We start from the raw sequence: 18676 nt of genomic DNA on the forward strand, positions 1-18676 counted from the left end.
AAATTTTATCAAAAATAACGTTGCGTTTGTAATGCTTATTTTCTGCGTGATTTTTTCCCTTTTGTACCCGACTTCTTGTTTGGTCTTTGGCTATAGTGTTTCTTCTTCTCGTGAAATGCCCCCTTAAAATCAGGATTTTCCCGCCTTTTAAAGACATCTATATCCATCTCAATGTCGATTTTTTCCTGACGGGGTGTCTCTGTAACTTCAATCTCTTCGGGAAGTGGCTTTTGAGGTATCTCCGCTCTTATCAACTCCTGTATTTTTCCAATGTGAAGCATTTCTGCCTTATTGGCGAACGTCAGGGCTACTCCCTCATTTCTTGCCCTTCCGGTTCGGCCTATTCTATGCACATAGTCTTCATAGATAATCGGCACATCAAAATTAATAACATGAGAAACCATGCTGACATCAATCCCCCGCGCTGAAACATCGGTAGAAACCAATACCTTTAATTCACCCTCTTTAAACTCGTTTATAGCATTGATCCGGCTGTTTTGCCCTTTATTGGAATGGATAACCCGCACGGGCCCCAGACCTTTTCTATCCAGATATTTAAACACATTATCAGCAGTGGACTTGGTTCTTGTAAAGACCAGCACTCTTTTAAATTCCTCTTTCCTTAGCAGATACTCTAGAAAATTTATTTTAGTTCTCATGTTAGGCACCTGGTAAAGCTGCTGCTCAACAGTATCCGTAGTGGTGGCTTGCGGCGCTACTTCAACAATCTCCGGAAATTCCAGAAACTCTTCAGAAAGTTTCAAAACCCTGTCCGCCATAGTGGCTGAAAAAAGCAAGTTTTGCCGTTTTACAGGAATGACTTCCAATATTTTTCTAATCTGAGGCATAAAGCCCATATCCATCATTTTGTCAGCCTCATCAAGCACGAAAGTCTTAATAAATTTTGTATTGAGTTCCCCTTTAAGGTAAACATCCATAAACCTGCCAGGCGTTGCCAAAACAATATCTACGCCCTGCTGGACCGCCTCAATCTGAGTCTTCGCTCCTACACCACCATATAAAGTAGTATAGCGAATATCAAGGTAAGTAGAATACATCCTGATATTTTCCTCTATTTGCAAAACCAGCTCCCTGGTTGGAGCCAGAATGAGTGCACGTGGATCTGCCCCCTGAGCGTACTTTATTTTCATAAGAATGGGAAGCACAAATGCCGCAGTTTTTCCCGTACCGGTTTGGGCAATCCCCATTACATCATGTCCGGCCAGCACCAGGGGTATCGCACTTTTTTGAATTGGGGTAGGTTCTGTAAAGCCTAGCTCTTCAATCGCATTTAAAAGCTGTCGGTTTAATTTAAAATCTTCAAATGTCTCTATTTCCTTACCCATAAAACACAAAGTTTATTTGCTGCTTGATTGCGAAAGCCTGTAATTTGTAAATTATAATGTTAGGGTGAGCTAACATTTCGGATATAAAAATATAGCAAACATGCGAGTTACAAATAATTTTATAGCTTGTTTGTTACATTTCTCAACATCAAGGCACAATCCATTGAAAACAAACAGACGCGCATGAAATCGATATTAATTACAAATGCCCAAATAATCAATGAAGGTAAGATCTTTTCTTCTGATATTCTTATCAAAGGAGAATTTATACACAAGATTGCCGGTGAGATAAGTGGCACCGAGGCGGACCAGATCATTGATGCGAAAGGCGCGTATGTTTTACCTGGCGTGATAGACGATCAGGTACACTTCAGAGAACCTGGCCTTACCCATAAAGCAAACATATACACCGAGGCGCGTGCCGCCGTTGCAGGTGGTGTAACATCCTTTATGGAAATGCCAAATACCGTACCTAATGCCCTCACACAAGAGCTGCTTGAAGAAAAATATGAGATAGGTAAAAACACTTCTCTGGCCAACTATTCTTTCTTTATGGGAGCCAGCAATGACAACATTGATGAGGTTCTAAAAACACCTGTCAACAAAGTCTGCGGCGTAAAAGTATTTATGGGCTCATCCACAGGTAATATGCTGGTGGATAATGAAAAGACACTGGAAAATATTTTCTCGAAAGTAGACATGCTGATAGCAACACATTGCGAAGACGAGGCTACAATCAGAAAAAATACTGAAATATACAGAGAAAAGTATGGAGAGGATGTTCCCATCCATTGTCACCCGTTGATACGTAGTGAAGAAGCCTGTTACAAGTCTTCATCTATGGCCGTAGCATTGGCCAAAAAATATGGCAGCCAACTTCATATTCTACACATTTCAACAGCTAAGGAATTGTCTCTTTTTGACAATACTATACCTCTTAAAGACAAGAAGATAACTGCAGAAGCTTGTGTGCATCATATGTGGTTTAATGATACGGACTATGCACAAAAAGGAACATTTATTAAATGGAATCCTGCCGTAAAAACGAAAACTGACCAGGAGGCCATCCTTAAGGCTGTAATTGACGGGCGCATTGACGTTGTGGCAACAGACCACGCTCCTCATACTTTGGAAGAAAAGAAAAATGCATACTTTAAAGCACCCTCAGGAGGACCATTAATCCAGCATAGTTTACCGGCTATGCTGGAGTTTTATCACCGGGGAAAAATTACTCTTGAGCAGGTCGTTGAAAAGATGTGTCATAATCCGGCTATTCTGTTTAATATAGAAAAAAGAGGTTTTCTTCGCGAAGGTTATTATGCGGATATTGCCATAGTTAACACAAATCTGCCCTGGACAGTAGAGAAAAGTAATATTATTGCGAAATGTGGATGGTCTCCTTTTGAAGGTCAAACTTTCAAGTCTTCCATTACCCATACCTTTGTATCGGGGCATCTTGCATACAAACACGGCAGGTTCGATGAAAGTATTAAGGGTAAAAGACTACTGTTTGAAAGATAAAAATTTTTATTTCTATAAATATTTGTAAATTCATAACTACTATCTACATTTGCACTCCCAATAGGGAAAATGGTGGTTGTAGTTCAGTTGGTTAGAACGCCTGATTGTGGTTCAGGAGGTCGTGGGTTCGAGTCCCATCTTCCACCCTCTAAAGTTTAAAAGCCTTTCTTAAAAAAAGAAAGGCTTTTTTGTTTGCCCTCTCTGGCTACCCCTGGATTTAAGGAGGATCAAATGTCAAATCGTTAGAAAATAAGCTTAAAACACGTGAAACCAGTACCCCACGCCTATTAATGCTTGTAATTAACGCGTGTTCGTCAAACACGGGATTCGAAAATGTCACTGTATCCCCGGAAATTCTTATTTGTTCCGGGCTGCATACATATTTTCAACAGCATTATCTTTTTTATTATCCATATATTGGCTATGTTCGGAAGATGATTCCATCGCATAAATTCAACTCATTAGAGCTAAAGGACCAACTTAAAACATTGTTTTTAGAGGGGAGCTTCATTGTTTCTATCCGGTACTATGGCTATAAGATCAACCTTTATCTCCTCAACAATTTTTACGTAGAAGTTTTTTATAACCACAAACACGACCTTATTGAGAAAGTTCAACCTCTTGAAAAGAATCATACCCGTATGAAATTCTATTCTGATCAGATCAAGCTTCCCGGAGATTTAATGTGCCTGTAGCCTGCTCTCCAATATAAATTCAACCCCAACCCCACACCTTCACACAACAAAAAAGGCCGCCCCATTAGGACAGCCTTGCAGTTAATATTCTTTCTAAATTTAAACGGTTGCCGTTTCTTCAGACTGTGCAGTATCATGCAGCATGGCAATTTTATAGTTCTTTTTCGCCTTGTAACCACAATAACCACACTCAAAGTGCTTCATTAATTCACCTTCTTCCGTTGAAGATGGAGCTTTTAGTATCTCCTCTCGCGAAACTCTAAATGTCTGGTAGTTACACTCAGGGCATTGCAAAGCATGAAGGTGTCCTGCATATTTTTCAATTTTAGTGTATCCTGTTTCTTCATCTACCCAAACGTCATAATCAATTGAGTAAATTTCCTCTTCTGCTTGCATTCCCTCATCCAGATAAACATCTTCTTCCTCTTCACTCAACAGTTTCATAGGTTTACCAGTCTTAGGAGATATCCTTGGTTTATATCTCAGCTTCTTCAAACGCTTCTCAATATAGAAAGGATAGTAGAACTTAAGTAAGTTCTGTATGATTACACCTATGATCAAGCCCATAGAGATTGTAACGAATACTCTCACGAACAGCCACAATACCCCCAACTCAGCGATAAAAGAGTTGGCATAGAGACCTCCTGCGATAATAACCAGCACACTGCAAACCATTAGAATATTTATCTCACTCCGGTTAATGTAGTCGTACTTGGTTTTAGAATCGCTTGTAGCTGCTAGTTTGATAAGGTGGCCCAATAAAATAAGAACTGCTAAGCCCGTCAAACCGTAAGCAAGATACTGCGCCCACGTATTCCAGGTATCAAAAGATTGTATCGGGGTTTCTTCCATGGCCTATTGTTTTTTAAAGGTATTGTAAGGTTATGTTAAACAAATAAAATTTATTTAAAGGACAATTTAAAAATAACTCTCCAATTTTAATATTCTTTGAGGAAAAAAAGAACAAATAATATACAATAACGAGAGTGTGTTGAAATATCTCCTCAATTATAAGAACAAAAATAGCTTTTATAATAATATTATTTATAGCTATTATTAAAAATAAAACTTCTCGCAATAAAAAAAGGGCTTTAGGACCCTTTTTTTATTGCCATGTATAAAATATTATAAGGTTCTTTTCGTTTCTCTCTCTTCGTAACTTTCAATCACATCACCTTCTTTGATGTCATTAAAATTCTTTATGCTGATACCGCATTCATATCCGTTCTTGACCTCTCCCACATCATCTTTAAAGCGCTTCAACTGCCCCATTTCACCGGAATAAACCACGATACCATCACGAATCAATCGAATAGGGTTATTTCTCTTGATGTAGCCTTCTGTAACCATACATCCTGCTACGGTACCCACTTTGGATATTTTAAATACGTCTCTGACTTCCACGTTACCTACAATCACCTCCTCAACTTCAGGGTCAAGCATACCTTCCATGGCATCTTTAACATCATTGATAGCATCATAGATCACTGAGTAAAGCCTGATTTCAATTTCTTCATTTTCTGCCAGTCTACGGGCTGAAGCAGATGGCCTAACCTGGAAACCAACGATTACCGCATCAGAAGCAGAGGCCAGCAATACATCAGATTCAGAGATCTGTCCTACACCTTTGTGTATGATATTCACCTGAATTTCTTCGGTGCTCAACTTCAATAATGAATCGGAAAGTGCTTCAACCGAACCATCCACGTCACCTTTCACGATAACATTCAATTCTTTAAACGATCCTATTGCCAGTCGTCGTCCGATTTCGTCGAGGGTAATATGTTTCTTAGTTCTAATGCTCTGTTCTCTAAGTATCTGTTCGCGCTTTGCTGCAATCTCTCTTGCTTCCCTGTCACTTTCCATGACATTGAATTTATCACCTGCCTGAGGGGCACCATCCAGACCTAACATTAGCACCGGAGTGGAAGGGCCAACCTTATCCATTTTTTTACCGGTATGATCAAACATTGCCTTAACTCTGCCATGATATGCTCCGGCAAGGATTACATCCCCGACCTTCATCACTCCACTCTGCACCAGCAATGTTGCCACATAACCACGTCCTTTATCCAAAGAAGCTTCAATAACAGTACCTACAGCATTTTTATTAGGGTTAGCTTTCAGTTCAAGTAGCTCAGCTTCAAGTAGTACTTTTTCAAGCAATTCATCAACTCCCTGGCCTGTTTTTGCAGAAATCTCCTGACACTGGTATTTACCTCCCCAATCTTCAACAAGAATATTAATATTGGATAATGCTTCCTTGATTTTGTCAGGGTTTGCATTGGGCTTATCCACTTTATTGATAGCAATAACAATTGGTACACCAGCCACCTGAGCGTGATTTATAGCTTCTTTTGTTTGTGGCATTACATCATCGTCCGCTGCCACTACAATGATAACTATATCCGTAACTTTAGCACCACGGGCACGCATTGCAGTAAAAGCTTCGTGACCAGGAGTATCTAAAAACGCAATTTTTTGTCCGCTGGAAGTCATTACATCGTAAGCACCAATGTGCTGGGTAATACCACCTGCTTCACCTGCTGTTACTTTGGAGCTTCTGATAAAGTCAAGCAATGAAGTCTTGCCGTGGTCAACGTGTCCCATGATAGTAACAATGGGCGCACGAGGTTCCAGATCTTCTTCTGAGTCTTCATCAACGGCCACCTCCACTTCATCATCAGTTGATGTAAATTCTACATTAAAACCAAATTCATCTGCAATAACCGTGATTGATTCCGCATCCAGTCGTTGATTGATGGATACGAACATTCCCAGGCTCATACATGTTGATATAACGTCATTTACAGAAACATTCATCAAAGAAGCCAGGTCATTTGCAGAGATAAACTCCGTTACCTTTAATGTTTTTGATTCCTGTTCTTCCTGGAGCATCTGCTCTTCCTTCGCCTCAGCTATGGCAGACCTTTTCTCTCTTCTGTATTTGGAGCCTGAGCTTTTCTTTTTAGTACCACTTAGCTTGGCAAGCGTGGCTTTGATTTTATCCTGGATCTCCTTATCTGACGGCTCCTCTTTCTCGGCTCGCGCTCTTCTGGGTTTACCACGATCCTGAGTATCTTGTCTGGGGATCCTCTTTCTTGGCCTTTTCTTCTTCTTTTGCTCTTTTCTGTCATCAGAGGAAGCAACAGGCTTATCCTTCTTTTTATCTTTTTCGACAGGCAATTCAATCTTGCCTACTACTTTAAGTCCTTTTAACTTATCCGCCTTGGCTTCTATAACCTGTGATCTTTCAGGCTCAGCTTTAGGCTCTTCTTTTTGCTCGCTCTTTGTGACAGGTTGTTTCTCCACCTCTTTGGGTTTCTCTTCCCGTTTTTCTTTAGTGACCTCAGGTTCTGAAACCTTCACGGGTTCCTCCTTCTTAGGCTCCTCTTTTTTAGGTTCTTCAGCTTTAGGTTCTTCTTTTTTGGGTTCCTCTTTCTTAGGCTCCTCTTTTTTGGGCTCTTCCTTCTTAGGCTCCTCTTTCTTCTTATCCAGATCAATTTTACCCACGACTTTGATACCTTGTAATTTAGGCTTTTCGTGCTCAATCTTTTCTGGCTTCTTCTCTTCAGCCGGTTCCTCTTTCTTCTCTGCTTTTGTTTCAGGATTTTTGCCAGCAGAAAGGTTCTTTATAAGTATATTTTCTTCGTCGTCCGATTTTTTCGACGTATCGCTTTCACTGTCAATAACCACATGTTCATTATGCTTAGTCCCGATAGTCAGCCCGGAAGCCTCCTCTTTCTCAGAAGCAGACGCAGCAAACTCCTTAGATAACATGGCAAATTGCTCACCTGTCACCTTAGAATTGGGGCTGGTATCTACTTCAAAGCCCTTGTCGGCAAGAAAATCTATAATTGTAGTTCTACCTACATTAAGCTTTCTAGCGACTTGACTAAGCCTCATGGTTTTTTCTTCTGACATACTCAAATATCCCTTTTTTTTGTGATTATAAAAAATTTGTTATTCGAACTCTTGCTTAAGAACTTTCTTCACATTTTCTATGGTCTCTTCTTCCAAATCGGTTCTTCTGCCAAGTTCTTCGTTGGTTAATGCCAATACACTTTTTGCAGTATCCAACCCTACGCGTTTGAGTTCATCAAGAACCCAATCTTCAATTTCATCTACGAATTCGTCCAGATCCACATCTTCTTCTTCAAAATCTCCAAGCTCTCTGAACACATCTATTTCCAGACCTACAAGTTTACTTGCAAGCTTAATATTCTGACCTCCTTTACCAATGGCCAAAGAAACCTGATCCGGCTTTAAATAAACTGACACACGCTTCTCTTCTTCGTTAATTTTGATACTGGTGATCTTAGCCGGGCTCAATGCTCTTGTGATATACAGATCAAGATTTTCTGTATAGTTGATCACATCAATGTTCTCATTTTGTAATTCACGCACAATACTGTGAATTCTTGACCCTTTCATTCCCACGCATGCTCCTACAGGATCTATTCGGTCATCGTAAGATTCAACAGCTACCTTTGCTCTTTCCCCTGGTTCTCTAACTACTTTCTTAATTGTGATCAGACCGTCATACACCTCAGGAACCTCACTTTCAAAAAGTCTTTCCAGGAATACCGGGCTTGTTCTTGAAAGTATAATTTTAGGGTTTCCGTTGATCATCTCAACACGATCTACAATGGCACGCACCTGATCCCCCTTTCTAAATCTGTCCTTTGGTATTTGTTCATTTTTAGGAATGGAGATTTCATTTCCCTCCGCATCGATCAACAATACCTCTCTACTTAAAATCTGATATACCTCGCCAGAAATAATCTCTCCAACAAGATCCTTATACTTTTGGAACAGGATATCTTTTTCAAGGTCCTTTACCTTTTGGATAAGAGTTTGCCTGGCCGTCATAACTGCCCTTCGCCCAAAATCAATTAAGGTAATTTCTTCCGCTACTTCCTCTCCTATTTCGAAATCAGGCTCAATTTTTCGAGCCTCACTTAAACTAATCTTGTCATGATCCCAAATATCCTCAGAGTCATCATCCACAATTTCTCTGAATCGCCAGATTTCCAAGTCACCCTTATCAGCATTAATAATTATATCAAAGTTCTCATCTGTTTCAAACTTCTTTCTGATCATAGTCCTGAAAACATCCTCCAGGATACGAATCATCGTAGGTCTATCTATGTTTTTCTGCTTTGCAAAATCTGCAAACGACTCAATTAATACAGCGGTATCCATTTTTCTTTTATTTAAATGAAATCTGAACTATAGTTTTGTTAATTTCCGACATTGGTATCTCTACCTCCTTATATTCTGTTTTTTTCCCTTTTTTCACTTCCTGATCAACCACTATCTTGGTTTCATCAGCAGACCTCAAAATACCTTTGACATCTTTCCCCTCCTTTGGGATTACCTTCACACTTCTATCAATATTCTTCTTGTATTGCCTGATTGATTGTAGGGGATAATCAACACCCGGAGAAGAAACTTCTAACCGAAAGGCCTCCTCGATCAAACCTTTTTCTTCCAGTTCATTTCCAATGGCTCTGCTTAGGTCTGCGCAATCATCAATAGTTACGCCCTGATCTCCATCTAACAAAACCAATATCTTTTTAGGTCCTTTCGAAGAAGAAATAACCACGTCCACAAGAAAATGATTCTCGTCAGACAAATTATCTTCCGCAATTTTTGTTACTTGTTCCTTCAAATCCATAGTGAAAAAAGAATATAAAAAGAGGGGACTTATGTCCCCTCAGAACTAATTTTCTATTTTCAAATGCAAATTTACAGCAATTTATTTGCTTTACAAACTATCTCTTAAACAAACTAATGACAAAGCTTTTCCGTTGTTAAGAAATTATATCATTATTTTAGCCCCATTATATAAAAAGTGAATTATTAATGATTATAAAAAACATGCCCAAATATAGTCTGAGCCTCTTATTTACCTTTGCGATGGGTTTATTTGCCTGTAATAGTGACAAGAAAAAAGAAACCCCAATGGAAGAGGAAAAGACTGTTCAGGTCCCCAATTTCAATCCTGATTCTGCCTATTATTTTGTTAAACATCAGATCGGGTTTGGGCCCCGAGTACCAAATACTCCAGCCCATAAACAGGCAGGCGAATATTTTATAGAGAGGTTTAAGGCATATGGAGCTAAAGTCCAGACACAAGACTTTGAGGCAACAACCTTTGATAATCATACCCTAAACCTGAGAAACATAATAGCCTCGTTTTTCCCGGAGAAAAGCAAGAGGATCTTACTGGCCGCTCATTGGGATTCCAGACCTTTTGCAGATAAGGATCTGCAGCGTCCGAATGAACCTATAGCCGGGGCAAATGATGGAGCAAGCGGGGTGGGTGTATTGCTGGAAGTGGCCCGTGTACTGAGCAAGAATAACCCTCCCGATGTTGGTGTGGATATTATACTTTTTGATGGTGAGGATTGGGGAGAACTACACAATGGACAGAATACCGAACCTCCCGCCGGCCTGGACAGCTGGTGGTGTCTGGGCTCTCAACACTGGTCAAAAAACAAGCACGATAAAGGTTACTCTGCCTATTATGGAATACTTTTCGATATGGTAGGCGCGAAGAATGCACAATTTCCTATGGAAGAAACGTCCTTGTATTATGCGAGATCAATAGTGGAAAAAATATGGAGCAGAGCTGAAAAGCTTGGTTTCTCCAACTACTTCATTAGGAAACAGCCCGGAGGTATCACAGATGACCATGTATTTGTGAATGAATACGCTAAGATCCCTATGGTTGATATTGTGCATTTTGACCCGGTAAATGGATATTTTGGGGATTTTCATCACTCTCACAAGGATGACATGGACATTATCAGCAAGGAAACTTTAGAAGCCGTAGGACAGACAACCGTGGCTGTTATCTATCACGAGTAGATTATGTTTTTCTTTTGACTAGTCCTGAATAAGTATTTAATTAAATTACTCTTTAATAATATTAGTGTTTGTTACTTATCTCAACGTAATAATGGTTATAATATAAACATCCGGGAAGGTCTGGCATATTGATTCCTATATTAAACTTCTGAAAACTCGATATTTGTCACATCATTTAATATTAAGCCTTTTATGAAAAAGAGTTTTTTCAAACTCAAAAAAAGGAGCAATCATATGGAAACGAGTAAAAGAAAAAGGGAGCATATCAATGCTCCCCCTTTCCGTTAATTATAAAAAACCAATTACTCTTTAATAATTTTGGTATTTATTACCTCTCTTGCTGTTTTCATCGAAAGAATATAGACTCCCTGAGGCAGATTTGCCATGTTGATTCTCACATTGGCTTCGGTAGATTCAATCTCCTTAACTACAACACCGTTGAGAGTCATCATCTTTAAGTCGTACCCTCTTGCATCCTCAGAGATTGCTATTTCAACCATCTCGCTGGCAGGATTAGGGTGTGCCACAAAATATGGTTTAGCCACTTCATTGCCAAGAGGTTCGCCATTGCTGTTACCTCCAAGGGCAGCTACTCCGGAATAAGAGCTGGTAATGTTTACAGTGTAATCCTCAACCTCTCCATAAGTATAGCTTCCACAAGAAGATGGTGCGGAGTTGTACCTCATAGAAACCCGCATTCTTGTAGAACCAAGAGCTGCCGAAGAAGGAACAGCGACTGTTCCTGATAACGTTCCGCTACTACTGGATGATCCGGTAACGACTTGTTCACCCGAATCACCAAAATCACCATCCTGATTAAAGTCAACCCAAATTGACCAATACTCAGTATAACTTCCACTTCCGAAGCCAGCACTGAAATTTATAGGATAGCTGTTACCGCGCGTCAGATTGGTGCTAAGATTAGTAAAGTCACCATATCCGCCATTTTTACCGGTAACATTGTTTATAGAGCCTATATTAACAAGGTCTATCCATTCATAATTCACATTGTTACCTTGCGAAGCGCAGTATTCAACTGGTGTCCCATCTTCATCCGTAGTGAATGAAACAGTGCTGGGACTCGAAGTATTACCGGCAGCATCTTTCGCACGTACAGAAGCTGTATATGAGGTTGAGGCTGTTAGACCTGTCAGATTATACGACGTGCCAGAGGTTGAATTTACCAAAGATCCTCCCAGGTAAATATCATATCCTGTTACACCAACATTATCAGTAGAAGCAGTCCAGCTTAAGGTTGCGCTTGTGCTGGTTATTCCTGAAGCTGCGAGTGCCCCCGGAGCAGTAGGTGCCTGAGTATCACTTCCTCCACCGTCAACACATATGTCAGCATCATCTGAAGACCCAAAGCTTCCACCACTGGCCAATGTTTCCCCGCTACCATTATCAGTAAGCGTATAAGAGCCATTGCCATAAGAACAGCAAATACCATCACCATAGGTGTCATTTATTGTAAAAGTATACTCTCCAGCAGCCAGGTTGAATGTCTCTGTCACTGTAGAACCGTCTGGCAGAGACCCATAAGTTCCTCCAGATGCTATAACCGTACCTGAGCTATTTTCCAGGGTCCAGCTGGTTTCTTCGGGGTAGTTATCAAGAACCAGGGTCAGCGTAACAGTACCAGTGGCACATGTGGGAGGTGTGCCGTCACCGTATTCATCACCTAGCCCGACCGCATACCAGGCGTTTTGTGTAGCTATAGCTTCCGGAGAATCAGCACCATACAGGTCTTCCGCAGCCTGTATTCCATATTCTCTGGCATCAGCATAGTCAGAATTGGATGTAAAATAAACAGCATTCATTCTATAAGCAATTTGCTGAGCTTTCGCCATCCCGATTCCTGTCACACTATATGCGTCACCATTGTCATTAGTACCAGACTTACCTACAGATAGGATATAGAACCAATGGTTCATAACACCACTATTTGTATGCACACCTCCGTTATCTCCGGAACCACTGTACCAGTACGATCCCTTGTAAGTATCAGGATCGCTGAAGGCATTGGGATTGCTCAATGAGCGAATAGCTCCACCGCTACCTCCTGCACCAATATCATCTCCCATCAACCAGTCATTGCTTCCAGAAGCAAAGCTTTCGATCGACTCACCAAAAATGTCAGAAAGAGACTCATTCATAGCGCCGGACTCATAGCTATACACAAGATTTGAAGTGTACTCTGTAACACCGTGGGTTACCTCGTGCCCGCAAATGTCCAAGGAGACCAACGGACCGTAGTTAACACCGTCGCCATCACCGTACGTCATTCTGCTACCATCCCAAAATGCATTAACATAGTTGGTTGAATAGCTCACATAGGACCTGATAACGGCTCCGTTTCCATTATAAGAGTTTCTGTTATGTGTCTGGAAGAAGTACTTATATGTTTGTTCCGCGCCATAATGTGCCTGCACACCGGTGGCATTACCAGTAAAATTAGTTGTACTACTGGTCACATCTGACGCATTATTGTAGTTTGTTCCATTATTCAGATCATAGGTCTGGATACCTCCGCCATCGGCAGTCTGCCGCAAACGGTAGCCCCCTGAATAGCTATCAGCTGTGAATGAAACAGAACCGTTGTAAAGGCTTGTTCCTGTTGCAGGAGTATTGGCATGATGGATCTTCTTATTTTCAAGAATGAACTCCCCAGAATGAGCATCTATGTAAACATCCGCCCGGTACAATGGCTTGGTGGCATAAACATCAAACTTATAAGCCAATCTGTTATCCAGAATCACCAGTTCTCCTGTGGGCTTATTGTAGTCAATCACCCTTGCGTTCTGACTATCCTGCCACAAGTACTCAGTAGCCCCTACATGTTTCATTGCCCTGTTCAAAGCTGCATCATTAGAAAGTGAAGGAGAAATACTTAGGTCCTTAACTTCCTTGAAGTCTCCATTCATTGAGCTCACTATACCATCTTTTGAATGTATGATATAAGTTCCAAATTCTACTTTAATACCTTTATAGAATTGCTGATACCGGGTGTGCTCAAAGCCCAGTTTATCTACCATAGCCTGCTTAAATCTCAACTCATCCTGATCTCGAGTATTAAGATGTGTCTTGAATATCTGATCAATTTCAGACATACGGGCTTGGTTTGCTTCAAACCGGACTTGCTTGTCGATTCCCTTTTTAATTGGTTTGTGAGGCTTTCCATCCTGTGCATAGACACTGCATGCAGAAGCCATGAGGAATAGCGATACCATGTACCGCCAGCGGTAATTGTTGAACATAATAAAGTTGGTTTAGGTTGAAAAATTTTATTTCCAACCAAATATCCAAAATATTATTTGGCTTTTCAATTCAGTTACACCCCAAAACTTACATAAAAAAACTCCTGACAAAACGCCCTATTAAGTAATTAATTTGCTATCGGGCACTGATTAATTCGGCATAAGAGTCAGATAGTACATGATGTTCTAAATTTTTTTTGCTTCACACAATATTTTAAACCTATTCCTGTTGCAAAAAACAAAAGAGGGGTTCCTGAATCAGGAACCCCTCTTTTACATTTTTTTATTCTCTCACTCCTAAGCCTCAACAGCCTCTGTATCATTTTCATATTCTTCCAGAGGAAGGCAACTGCAAACCAGATTTCTGTCACCATAGGCATTGTCAACCCTTCCCACTGCAGGCCAGAATTTATCATCTCTGATGTAATTTAAAGGATAAGCAGCCTTTTCACGGCTATAAGGTCTGTCCCAATCATCATTTATAATCACAGATGCAGTATGGGGGGCGTTTTTCAATACATTATTCTCGCGGTCCGCAATACCATCTTCTACTTCCTTAATTTCCTTCCTGATTTCAATCATTGCTTCGCAAAAACGATCCAGCTCTTCTTTTGCTTCACTTTCGGTAGGCTCAATCATAAGTGTGCCTGCAACAGGGAAGGAAACTGTAGGCGCATGGAAACCATAATCCATCAAACGCTTGGCAATATCTTCAACCTCTATGCCAGCTTTTTTGAAACCACGACAATCCACAATCATCTCATGTGCACACCTGCCATTTTTACCAATGTACAATACAGGGTAATGCTCAGTCAGTCTTTCCTTTATATAGTTGGCATTGAGAATAGCCAACTGCGTTGCAGATTTAAGGCCCATTCTCCCCATCATAGCTATATAAGCGTATGATATTGTCAGGATGCTTGCACTTCCCCAGGGAGCTGCTGAAACAGCTGTTATGGCATTGTCACCTCCTGTTTTTACCAGGGGATTACCGGGAAGGAATGGTACTAATTGCTCTGCGACACCTATTGGACCCATACCCGGTCCGCCTCCACCGTGTGGTATACAGAAGGTTTTGTGCAGGTTCAGGTGACAAACATCTGCTCCAATATTAGCCGGACTGGTCAATCCTACCTGGGCATTCATGTTTGCTCCATCCATATACACCTGGCCACCATTTTGGTGTATGATGTCGCATATTTCTATAATGCTCTCTTCAAATACCCCATGAGTAGAAGGGTAAGTAACCATAAGAGCCGATAGATTATCCTTATTTTCCTGAGCCTTTGCCCTAAGATCATCTACGTCAATATTTCCTTTTTCATCACACTTTACTATAACCACCTTCATGCCGGCCATTACAGCACTGGCGGGATTAGTACCATGTGCTGATGAAGGTATCAGGGTTACATCGCGGTGTGTCTCTCCTCTGCTTTCATGGTATGCCCTTATCACCATAAGACCTGCATATTCGCCCTGGGCACCACTATTAGGCTGTAAAGATACCGCCGCAAAGCCTGTGATTTCGCTCAGCCAATTGCTAAGGTCTTTGAACATCTCATGATACCCGCCTGCCTGATCTTCAGGGGCAAACGGGTGTATGCTCCCAAACTCCGGCCAGGTAACAGGGATCATCTCTGAAGTTGCATTCAGTTTCATGGTGCATGAACCCAGCGAGATCATTGAGTGTACCAGCGAAAGGTCTTTATTTTCTAATTTCTTAATATACCTCAACATTTCATGCTCTGAGTGGTGAATGTTGAAAATAGGGTGCGTCAGATATTCAGATTGTCTTTGCAGCCCCGAAGACCATTTAATTTCAAGGTTTTCTCCTTCTTTCTCAAGATCAAAAGATAATGTTTTCGAGGTAGCTCCGGCAAAGACTTCCAGTATATCTGCTATATCACGTACTCTTGTTGTTTCGTCAAGTGATATACCTACAGATCCATCTTCGAAGTACCTGAAGTTCATTTCTTTCCGGAGGGCAAGCTCCCTGAGTTTTGACGTATCCCCTACATTGATCTTTAATGTATCAAAATAGTTTTCATTCATTTGCTTGTATCCCAGGCTATCCAGGCCTTTGTCCAATAACTGGGCAAGTCCGTGAATTCTACCTGCAATATTCTTGAGTCCCTTCGGTCCATGGTAAACAGCAAACATACCGGACATTACAGCTAAGAGCACCTGTGCTGTACAGATGTTAGATGTTGCTTTTTCTCTTCTGATGTGCTGTTCCCTGGTTTGTAGCGCCATTCGATAGCCGCTGTTACCCTGTGCATCGAGTGATGCCCCTATAATTCTTCCTGGTATTTGCCTTTTAAAGGCATCCTGGGTAGCAAAGAAAGCTGCGTGAGGCCCACCATAGCCCATGGGCACCCCAAAACGCTGACTGGTACCGACTACTACATCAGCCCCCATCTCTCCCGGAGACTTAACGAGAAGTAAGCTCATCAAATCTGCTGCCATGGCAACATATACGTCATTTTCCTTGGCTTTTGCTATAAAATCGGAATAGTCACGGATAGAGCCATCATTATTTGGATTCTGAACCAGAATGCCATAAAGTTCGGGGTCTGTAAGATCTACTTTATCAAGGTCACCTATTACAAGGTCAATACCTATTGGTAACGACCGTGTTTTTAAGACATCAATAGTTTGAGGAAATGTATTTTGATCAACAAAGAACCTGGAAGCATTCTTTTTGCCGCTCTTTCTTGCACCAGCGAGCATCGCCATCGCCTCTGCGGCCGCCGTACCTTCATCCAATAGTGAGGCATTGGCTATTTCCATACCGGTAAGGTCAATCACCATCGTCTGGAAATTAATCAAAGCCTCTAACCTGCCCTGTGCAATCTCCGCCTGGTATGGTGTATAGGCTGTGTACCATCCGGGATTCTCCATTATATTTCTTAAAATAACTCCCGGAACTACACAATTGTAGTATCCTGTGCCAATATAAGACCTGAATATCTTATTCTTTTGCGCCAGTTTTTTAAAATCATTAAGAAACTTGTACTCTGTTTTGGCAACAGGTAAATTAAGCTCTTTTTTTAGCTGAATCGACTTCGGAATAGTTTGATCAATTAGCTCATCCAGAGATCCCGCATTTATAGCTTTTAACATCTCCTGAATCTGCTGCTCATCCGGCCCGTTATGCCGAGTGTCAAACCGCTCCAAGTTATTGACATTTAGTTTCATGAATGGTAAAATAAGTTCCTTTAAGTATGTTCTAACAGCCCCAGTTTGGGGGTACAAATGTAGGATATATTTAGGACAAAAGCTGATGTAGCAAACAATTAAAACGGGTGATTGCAATCGTTAGCAGCTATACTTTACCGCTCATAACAAATTTAAATGTAATGGCTTCTGCGGTATACATTTTGATTATTTTTGAAGATGTATAAACATAAATTTTTTACATACTTATGAAAAAGATTCTACCAGGTATATTCATGGCTTGTGCCTTTCTGAGTGTGAATGCTCAGACGGACACAAAAGCTCAAAAATATGCCGAGACAATTACCAAAGATGACCTCTACGATTATCTTTCTATACTCGCCTCAGATGCGCTTGAAGGCCGTGAAACGGGCGAAAGAGGTCAAAAAATGGCTGCCGCCTTCATACGTGATCACTTTGAAGAAATAGGGCTGCAACCACCAGTTAAAGAGGGAGAAAAAATGAGCTATTACCAGCCTGTAGAGCTTTATAAAAACACTCCGGGTGAAATATATGTGAAGGTAAAAAACAACAGGTATGACAACTTTAAACAGGTGGTGTTCTACGGATCAGCCGACACGGGAAAAGAGGTTAGCACTGAAATTGTGTTTGCAGGTAACGGCACTCCTTCAGACTACGAACAGGTAGATGTAAAAGATAAGGCAGTATTGGTATTGGTTAATAACATACAGGCATCTCAGGGAGCAATAGAAGCGGCTACCAAAAACGGCGCCACAACCGTATTTATAGCCAGCGCTACTACTGATGAAGAGTTTGCCGGATTGGCCAGTCAATTTAAAGGCTGGTTATCAGGAGGTAGTTTGACCCTTGAAAAACCAAAGAACGATGGCATGGGTTCGGGTGTGTTCTTTGTATCCCCCACCGTAATAAACGATATTTTTAACACCCCTTTGTCAAAGCTTAAAGAAATAGCTGAAAACCCTGATAAGCTAAAGAAAGTAAAAACCTCAAAAGCCGCTTTCAAAACTGAACAAAAAACTGAAATGGTCAACACTGAAAATGTGTTGGGATATCTGGAGGGGACGGATAAAAAAGATGAGTTGGTCGTAATAACGGCTCACTATGACCATATAGGGCGTCAGGGAGACAAGATCAACAACGGGGCAGACGATGATGGATCTGGTACTTCCGCCGTAATGGAGTTAGCTGAAGCGTTTGTGAAAGCAAAAGAAGAGGGCAATGGCCCCAGGAGAAGCATGTTGTTCATGTTGGTAACCGGAGAGGAGAAAGGTCTTCTAGGCTCCGCGTACTATGCCGCTCATCCCGTGTTCCCGCTAGAAAACACAATTGTTGATTTAAACATTGATATGATCGGCCGCATAGACCCTGAACATAAGGATAACCCTAATTATGTTTATCTTGTGGGTTCCAATCGTCTATCTACAGAGCTCCATGAAATCAGCGAAAAGGTAAACGAAACTTATACTCAGTTCGATTTGGACTACACTTATAATGACGAGAATCATCCTGATCGTATTTACTACCGTTCTGATCACTGGAATTTTGCAAAAAACAATGTGCCTATCATTTTCTATTTTAACGGTGTGCACGAGGATTATCATCAACCTTCAGACACCATAGATAAGATAAACTTTGAGATGTTAACAAAAAGATCCAAGCTGGTTTATTACACCGCATGGGTATTGGCCAACCGTAGTGAAAGGCCGGTAGTAGACAAATTACAAAATCAAAATCTGAAGAAAGACTAAAGAAGTGAAAATGTTCTCAACTTACTAATTTGCTA

The 18676-nt window shown here is 41.0% G+C and carries 11 protein-coding genes and 1 tRNA gene; 5 read left to right on the plus strand and 7 right to left on the minus strand.

The genetic code is table 11. The features are described from left to right. Positions 1 to 35: 35 nt before the first annotated feature. Positions 36 to 1346, minus strand: a complete 1311-nt coding sequence (locus LVD17_RS06580; RefSeq protein WP_233765582.1) for a DEAD/DEAH box helicase — start codon at positions 1344 to 1346, stop codon at positions 36 to 38. Positions 1347 to 1529: 183 nt separating this feature from the next. Here LVD17_RS06580 and LVD17_RS06585 point away from each other — a divergent pair, with 183 nt between their 5' ends. The 3 genes from LVD17_RS06585 to LVD17_RS06595 all read left to right on the plus strand — a co-directional run bounded on the left by LVD17_RS06585 (position 1530) and on the right by LVD17_RS06595 (position 3562). Continuing rightward, positions 1530 to 2867 (plus strand): dihydroorotase, encoded by a 1338-nt coding sequence (locus LVD17_RS06585; protein WP_233765584.1) that lies wholly within the window; start codon positions 1530 to 1532, stop codon positions 2865 to 2867. Between the two features lie 71 nt (positions 2868 to 2938). Then, a tRNA-His gene (locus LVD17_RS06590) sits at positions 2939 to 3014 on the plus strand. Between the two features lie 287 nt (positions 3015 to 3301). Continuing rightward, positions 3302 to 3562, plus strand: coding sequence for a hypothetical protein (locus tag LVD17_RS06595; RefSeq protein WP_233765585.1), 261 nt, complete (start codon positions 3302 to 3304; stop codon positions 3560 to 3562). Positions 3563 to 3661: 99 nt separating this feature from the next. Here LVD17_RS06595 and LVD17_RS06600 read toward each other — a convergent pair whose 3' ends face one another. The 4 genes from LVD17_RS06600 to rimP all read right to left on the minus strand — a co-directional run bounded on the left by LVD17_RS06600 (position 3662) and on the right by rimP (position 9242). Next, positions 3662 to 4414: a hypothetical protein gene (locus tag LVD17_RS06600; RefSeq protein ID WP_233765586.1), complete on the minus strand. Its 753-nt coding sequence runs from the start codon at positions 4412 to 4414 to the stop codon at positions 3662 to 3664. Between the two features lie 273 nt (positions 4415 to 4687). Continuing rightward, positions 4688 to 7486 (minus strand): translation initiation factor IF-2, encoded by a 2799-nt coding sequence (infB, locus tag LVD17_RS06605; protein WP_233765587.1) that lies wholly within the window; start codon positions 7484 to 7486, stop codon positions 4688 to 4690. Between the two features lie 39 nt (positions 7487 to 7525). Further along, entirely contained in the window at positions 7526 to 8767 is a 1242-nt protein-coding gene (nusA, locus tag LVD17_RS06610) for a transcription termination factor NusA (RefSeq protein WP_233765588.1), read from the minus strand. A 7-nt stretch (positions 8768 to 8774) separates the two neighbouring features. Then, a complete protein-coding gene (gene rimP, locus LVD17_RS06615) occupies positions 8775 to 9242 on the minus strand; it encodes a ribosome assembly cofactor RimP (RefSeq protein WP_233765589.1) in 468 nt (155 codons plus the stop codon). Between the two features lie 188 nt (positions 9243 to 9430). On the opposite strand from rimP, the gene LVD17_RS06620 reads away from it, so the two are divergent. Further along, the gene (locus LVD17_RS06620; RefSeq protein WP_233765590.1) at positions 9431 to 10438 is read left to right on the plus strand and encodes a M28 family peptidase; all 1008 of its coding nucleotides are present in this window, start codon (positions 9431 to 9433) and stop codon (positions 10436 to 10438) included. A 302-nt stretch (positions 10439 to 10740) separates the two neighbouring features. Here LVD17_RS06620 and LVD17_RS06625 read toward each other — a convergent pair whose 3' ends face one another. Together LVD17_RS06625 and gcvP are read right to left on the minus strand one after the other, a co-directional pair. Further along, entirely contained in the window at positions 10741 to 13695 is a 2955-nt protein-coding gene (locus tag LVD17_RS06625; RefSeq protein WP_233765592.1) for a M4 family metallopeptidase, read from the minus strand. Between the two features lie 297 nt (positions 13696 to 13992). Beyond that, on the minus strand, positions 13993 to 16893 hold the full coding sequence (gene gcvP / locus LVD17_RS06630; RefSeq protein ID WP_233765594.1) for an aminomethyl-transferring glycine dehydrogenase: 2901 nt from the start codon (positions 16891 to 16893) through the stop codon (positions 13993 to 13995). Positions 16894 to 17120: 227 nt separating this feature from the next. Here gcvP and LVD17_RS06635 point away from each other — a divergent pair, with 227 nt between their 5' ends. Then, positions 17121 to 18641 carry a M28 family peptidase gene (locus tag LVD17_RS06635; RefSeq protein ID WP_233765595.1) on the plus strand — a complete coding sequence of 507 codons (1521 nt, stop codon included), beginning with the start codon at positions 17121 to 17123 and terminating at the stop codon, positions 18639 to 18641. The last annotated feature ends 35 nt before the right edge of the window (positions 18642 to 18676 follow it).

The sequence above is a fragment of the Fulvivirga ulvae genome (assembly GCF_021389975.1).
In the GTDB taxonomy this organism is placed as follows: Bacteria; Bacteroidota; Bacteroidia; order Cytophagales; family Cyclobacteriaceae; genus Fulvivirga; species Fulvivirga ulvae.

Excerpts from the sequence above, each read along its gene's own strand:
- LVD17_RS06580 (WP_233765582.1), bottom strand. The coding sequence starts at position 1,346 with ATGGGTAAGGAAATAGAGACATTTGAAGATTTTAAATTAAACCGACAG.
- LVD17_RS06585 (WP_233765584.1), top strand. The coding sequence starts at position 1,530 with ATGAAATCGATATTAATTACAAATGCCCAAATAATCAATGAAGGTAAG.
- LVD17_RS06595 (WP_233765585.1), top strand. The coding sequence starts at position 3,302 with ATGATTCCATCGCATAAATTCAACTCATTAGAGCTAAAGGACCAACTT.
- LVD17_RS06600 (WP_233765586.1), bottom strand. The coding sequence starts at position 4,414 with ATGGAAGAAACCCCGATACAATCTTTTGATACCTGGAATACGTGGGCG.
- infB (WP_233765587.1), bottom strand. The coding sequence starts at position 7,486 with ATGTCAGAAGAAAAAACCATGAGGCTTAGTCAAGTCGCTAGAAAGCTT.
- nusA (WP_233765588.1), bottom strand. The coding sequence starts at position 8,767 with ATGGATACCGCTGTATTAATTGAGTCGTTTGCAGATTTTGCAAAGCAG.
- rimP (WP_233765589.1), bottom strand. The coding sequence starts at position 9,242 with ATGGATTTGAAGGAACAAGTAACAAAAATTGCGGAAGATAATTTGTCT.
- LVD17_RS06620 (WP_233765590.1), top strand. The coding sequence starts at position 9,431 with ATGATTATAAAAAACATGCCCAAATATAGTCTGAGCCTCTTATTTACC.
- LVD17_RS06625 (WP_233765592.1), bottom strand. The coding sequence starts at position 13,695 with ATGTTCAACAATTACCGCTGGCGGTACATGGTATCGCTATTCCTCATG.
- gcvP (WP_233765594.1), bottom strand. The coding sequence starts at position 16,893 with ATGAAACTAAATGTCAATAACTTGGAGCGGTTTGACACTCGGCATAAC.
- LVD17_RS06635 (WP_233765595.1), top strand. The coding sequence starts at position 17,121 with ATGAAAAAGATTCTACCAGGTATATTCATGGCTTGTGCCTTTCTGAGT.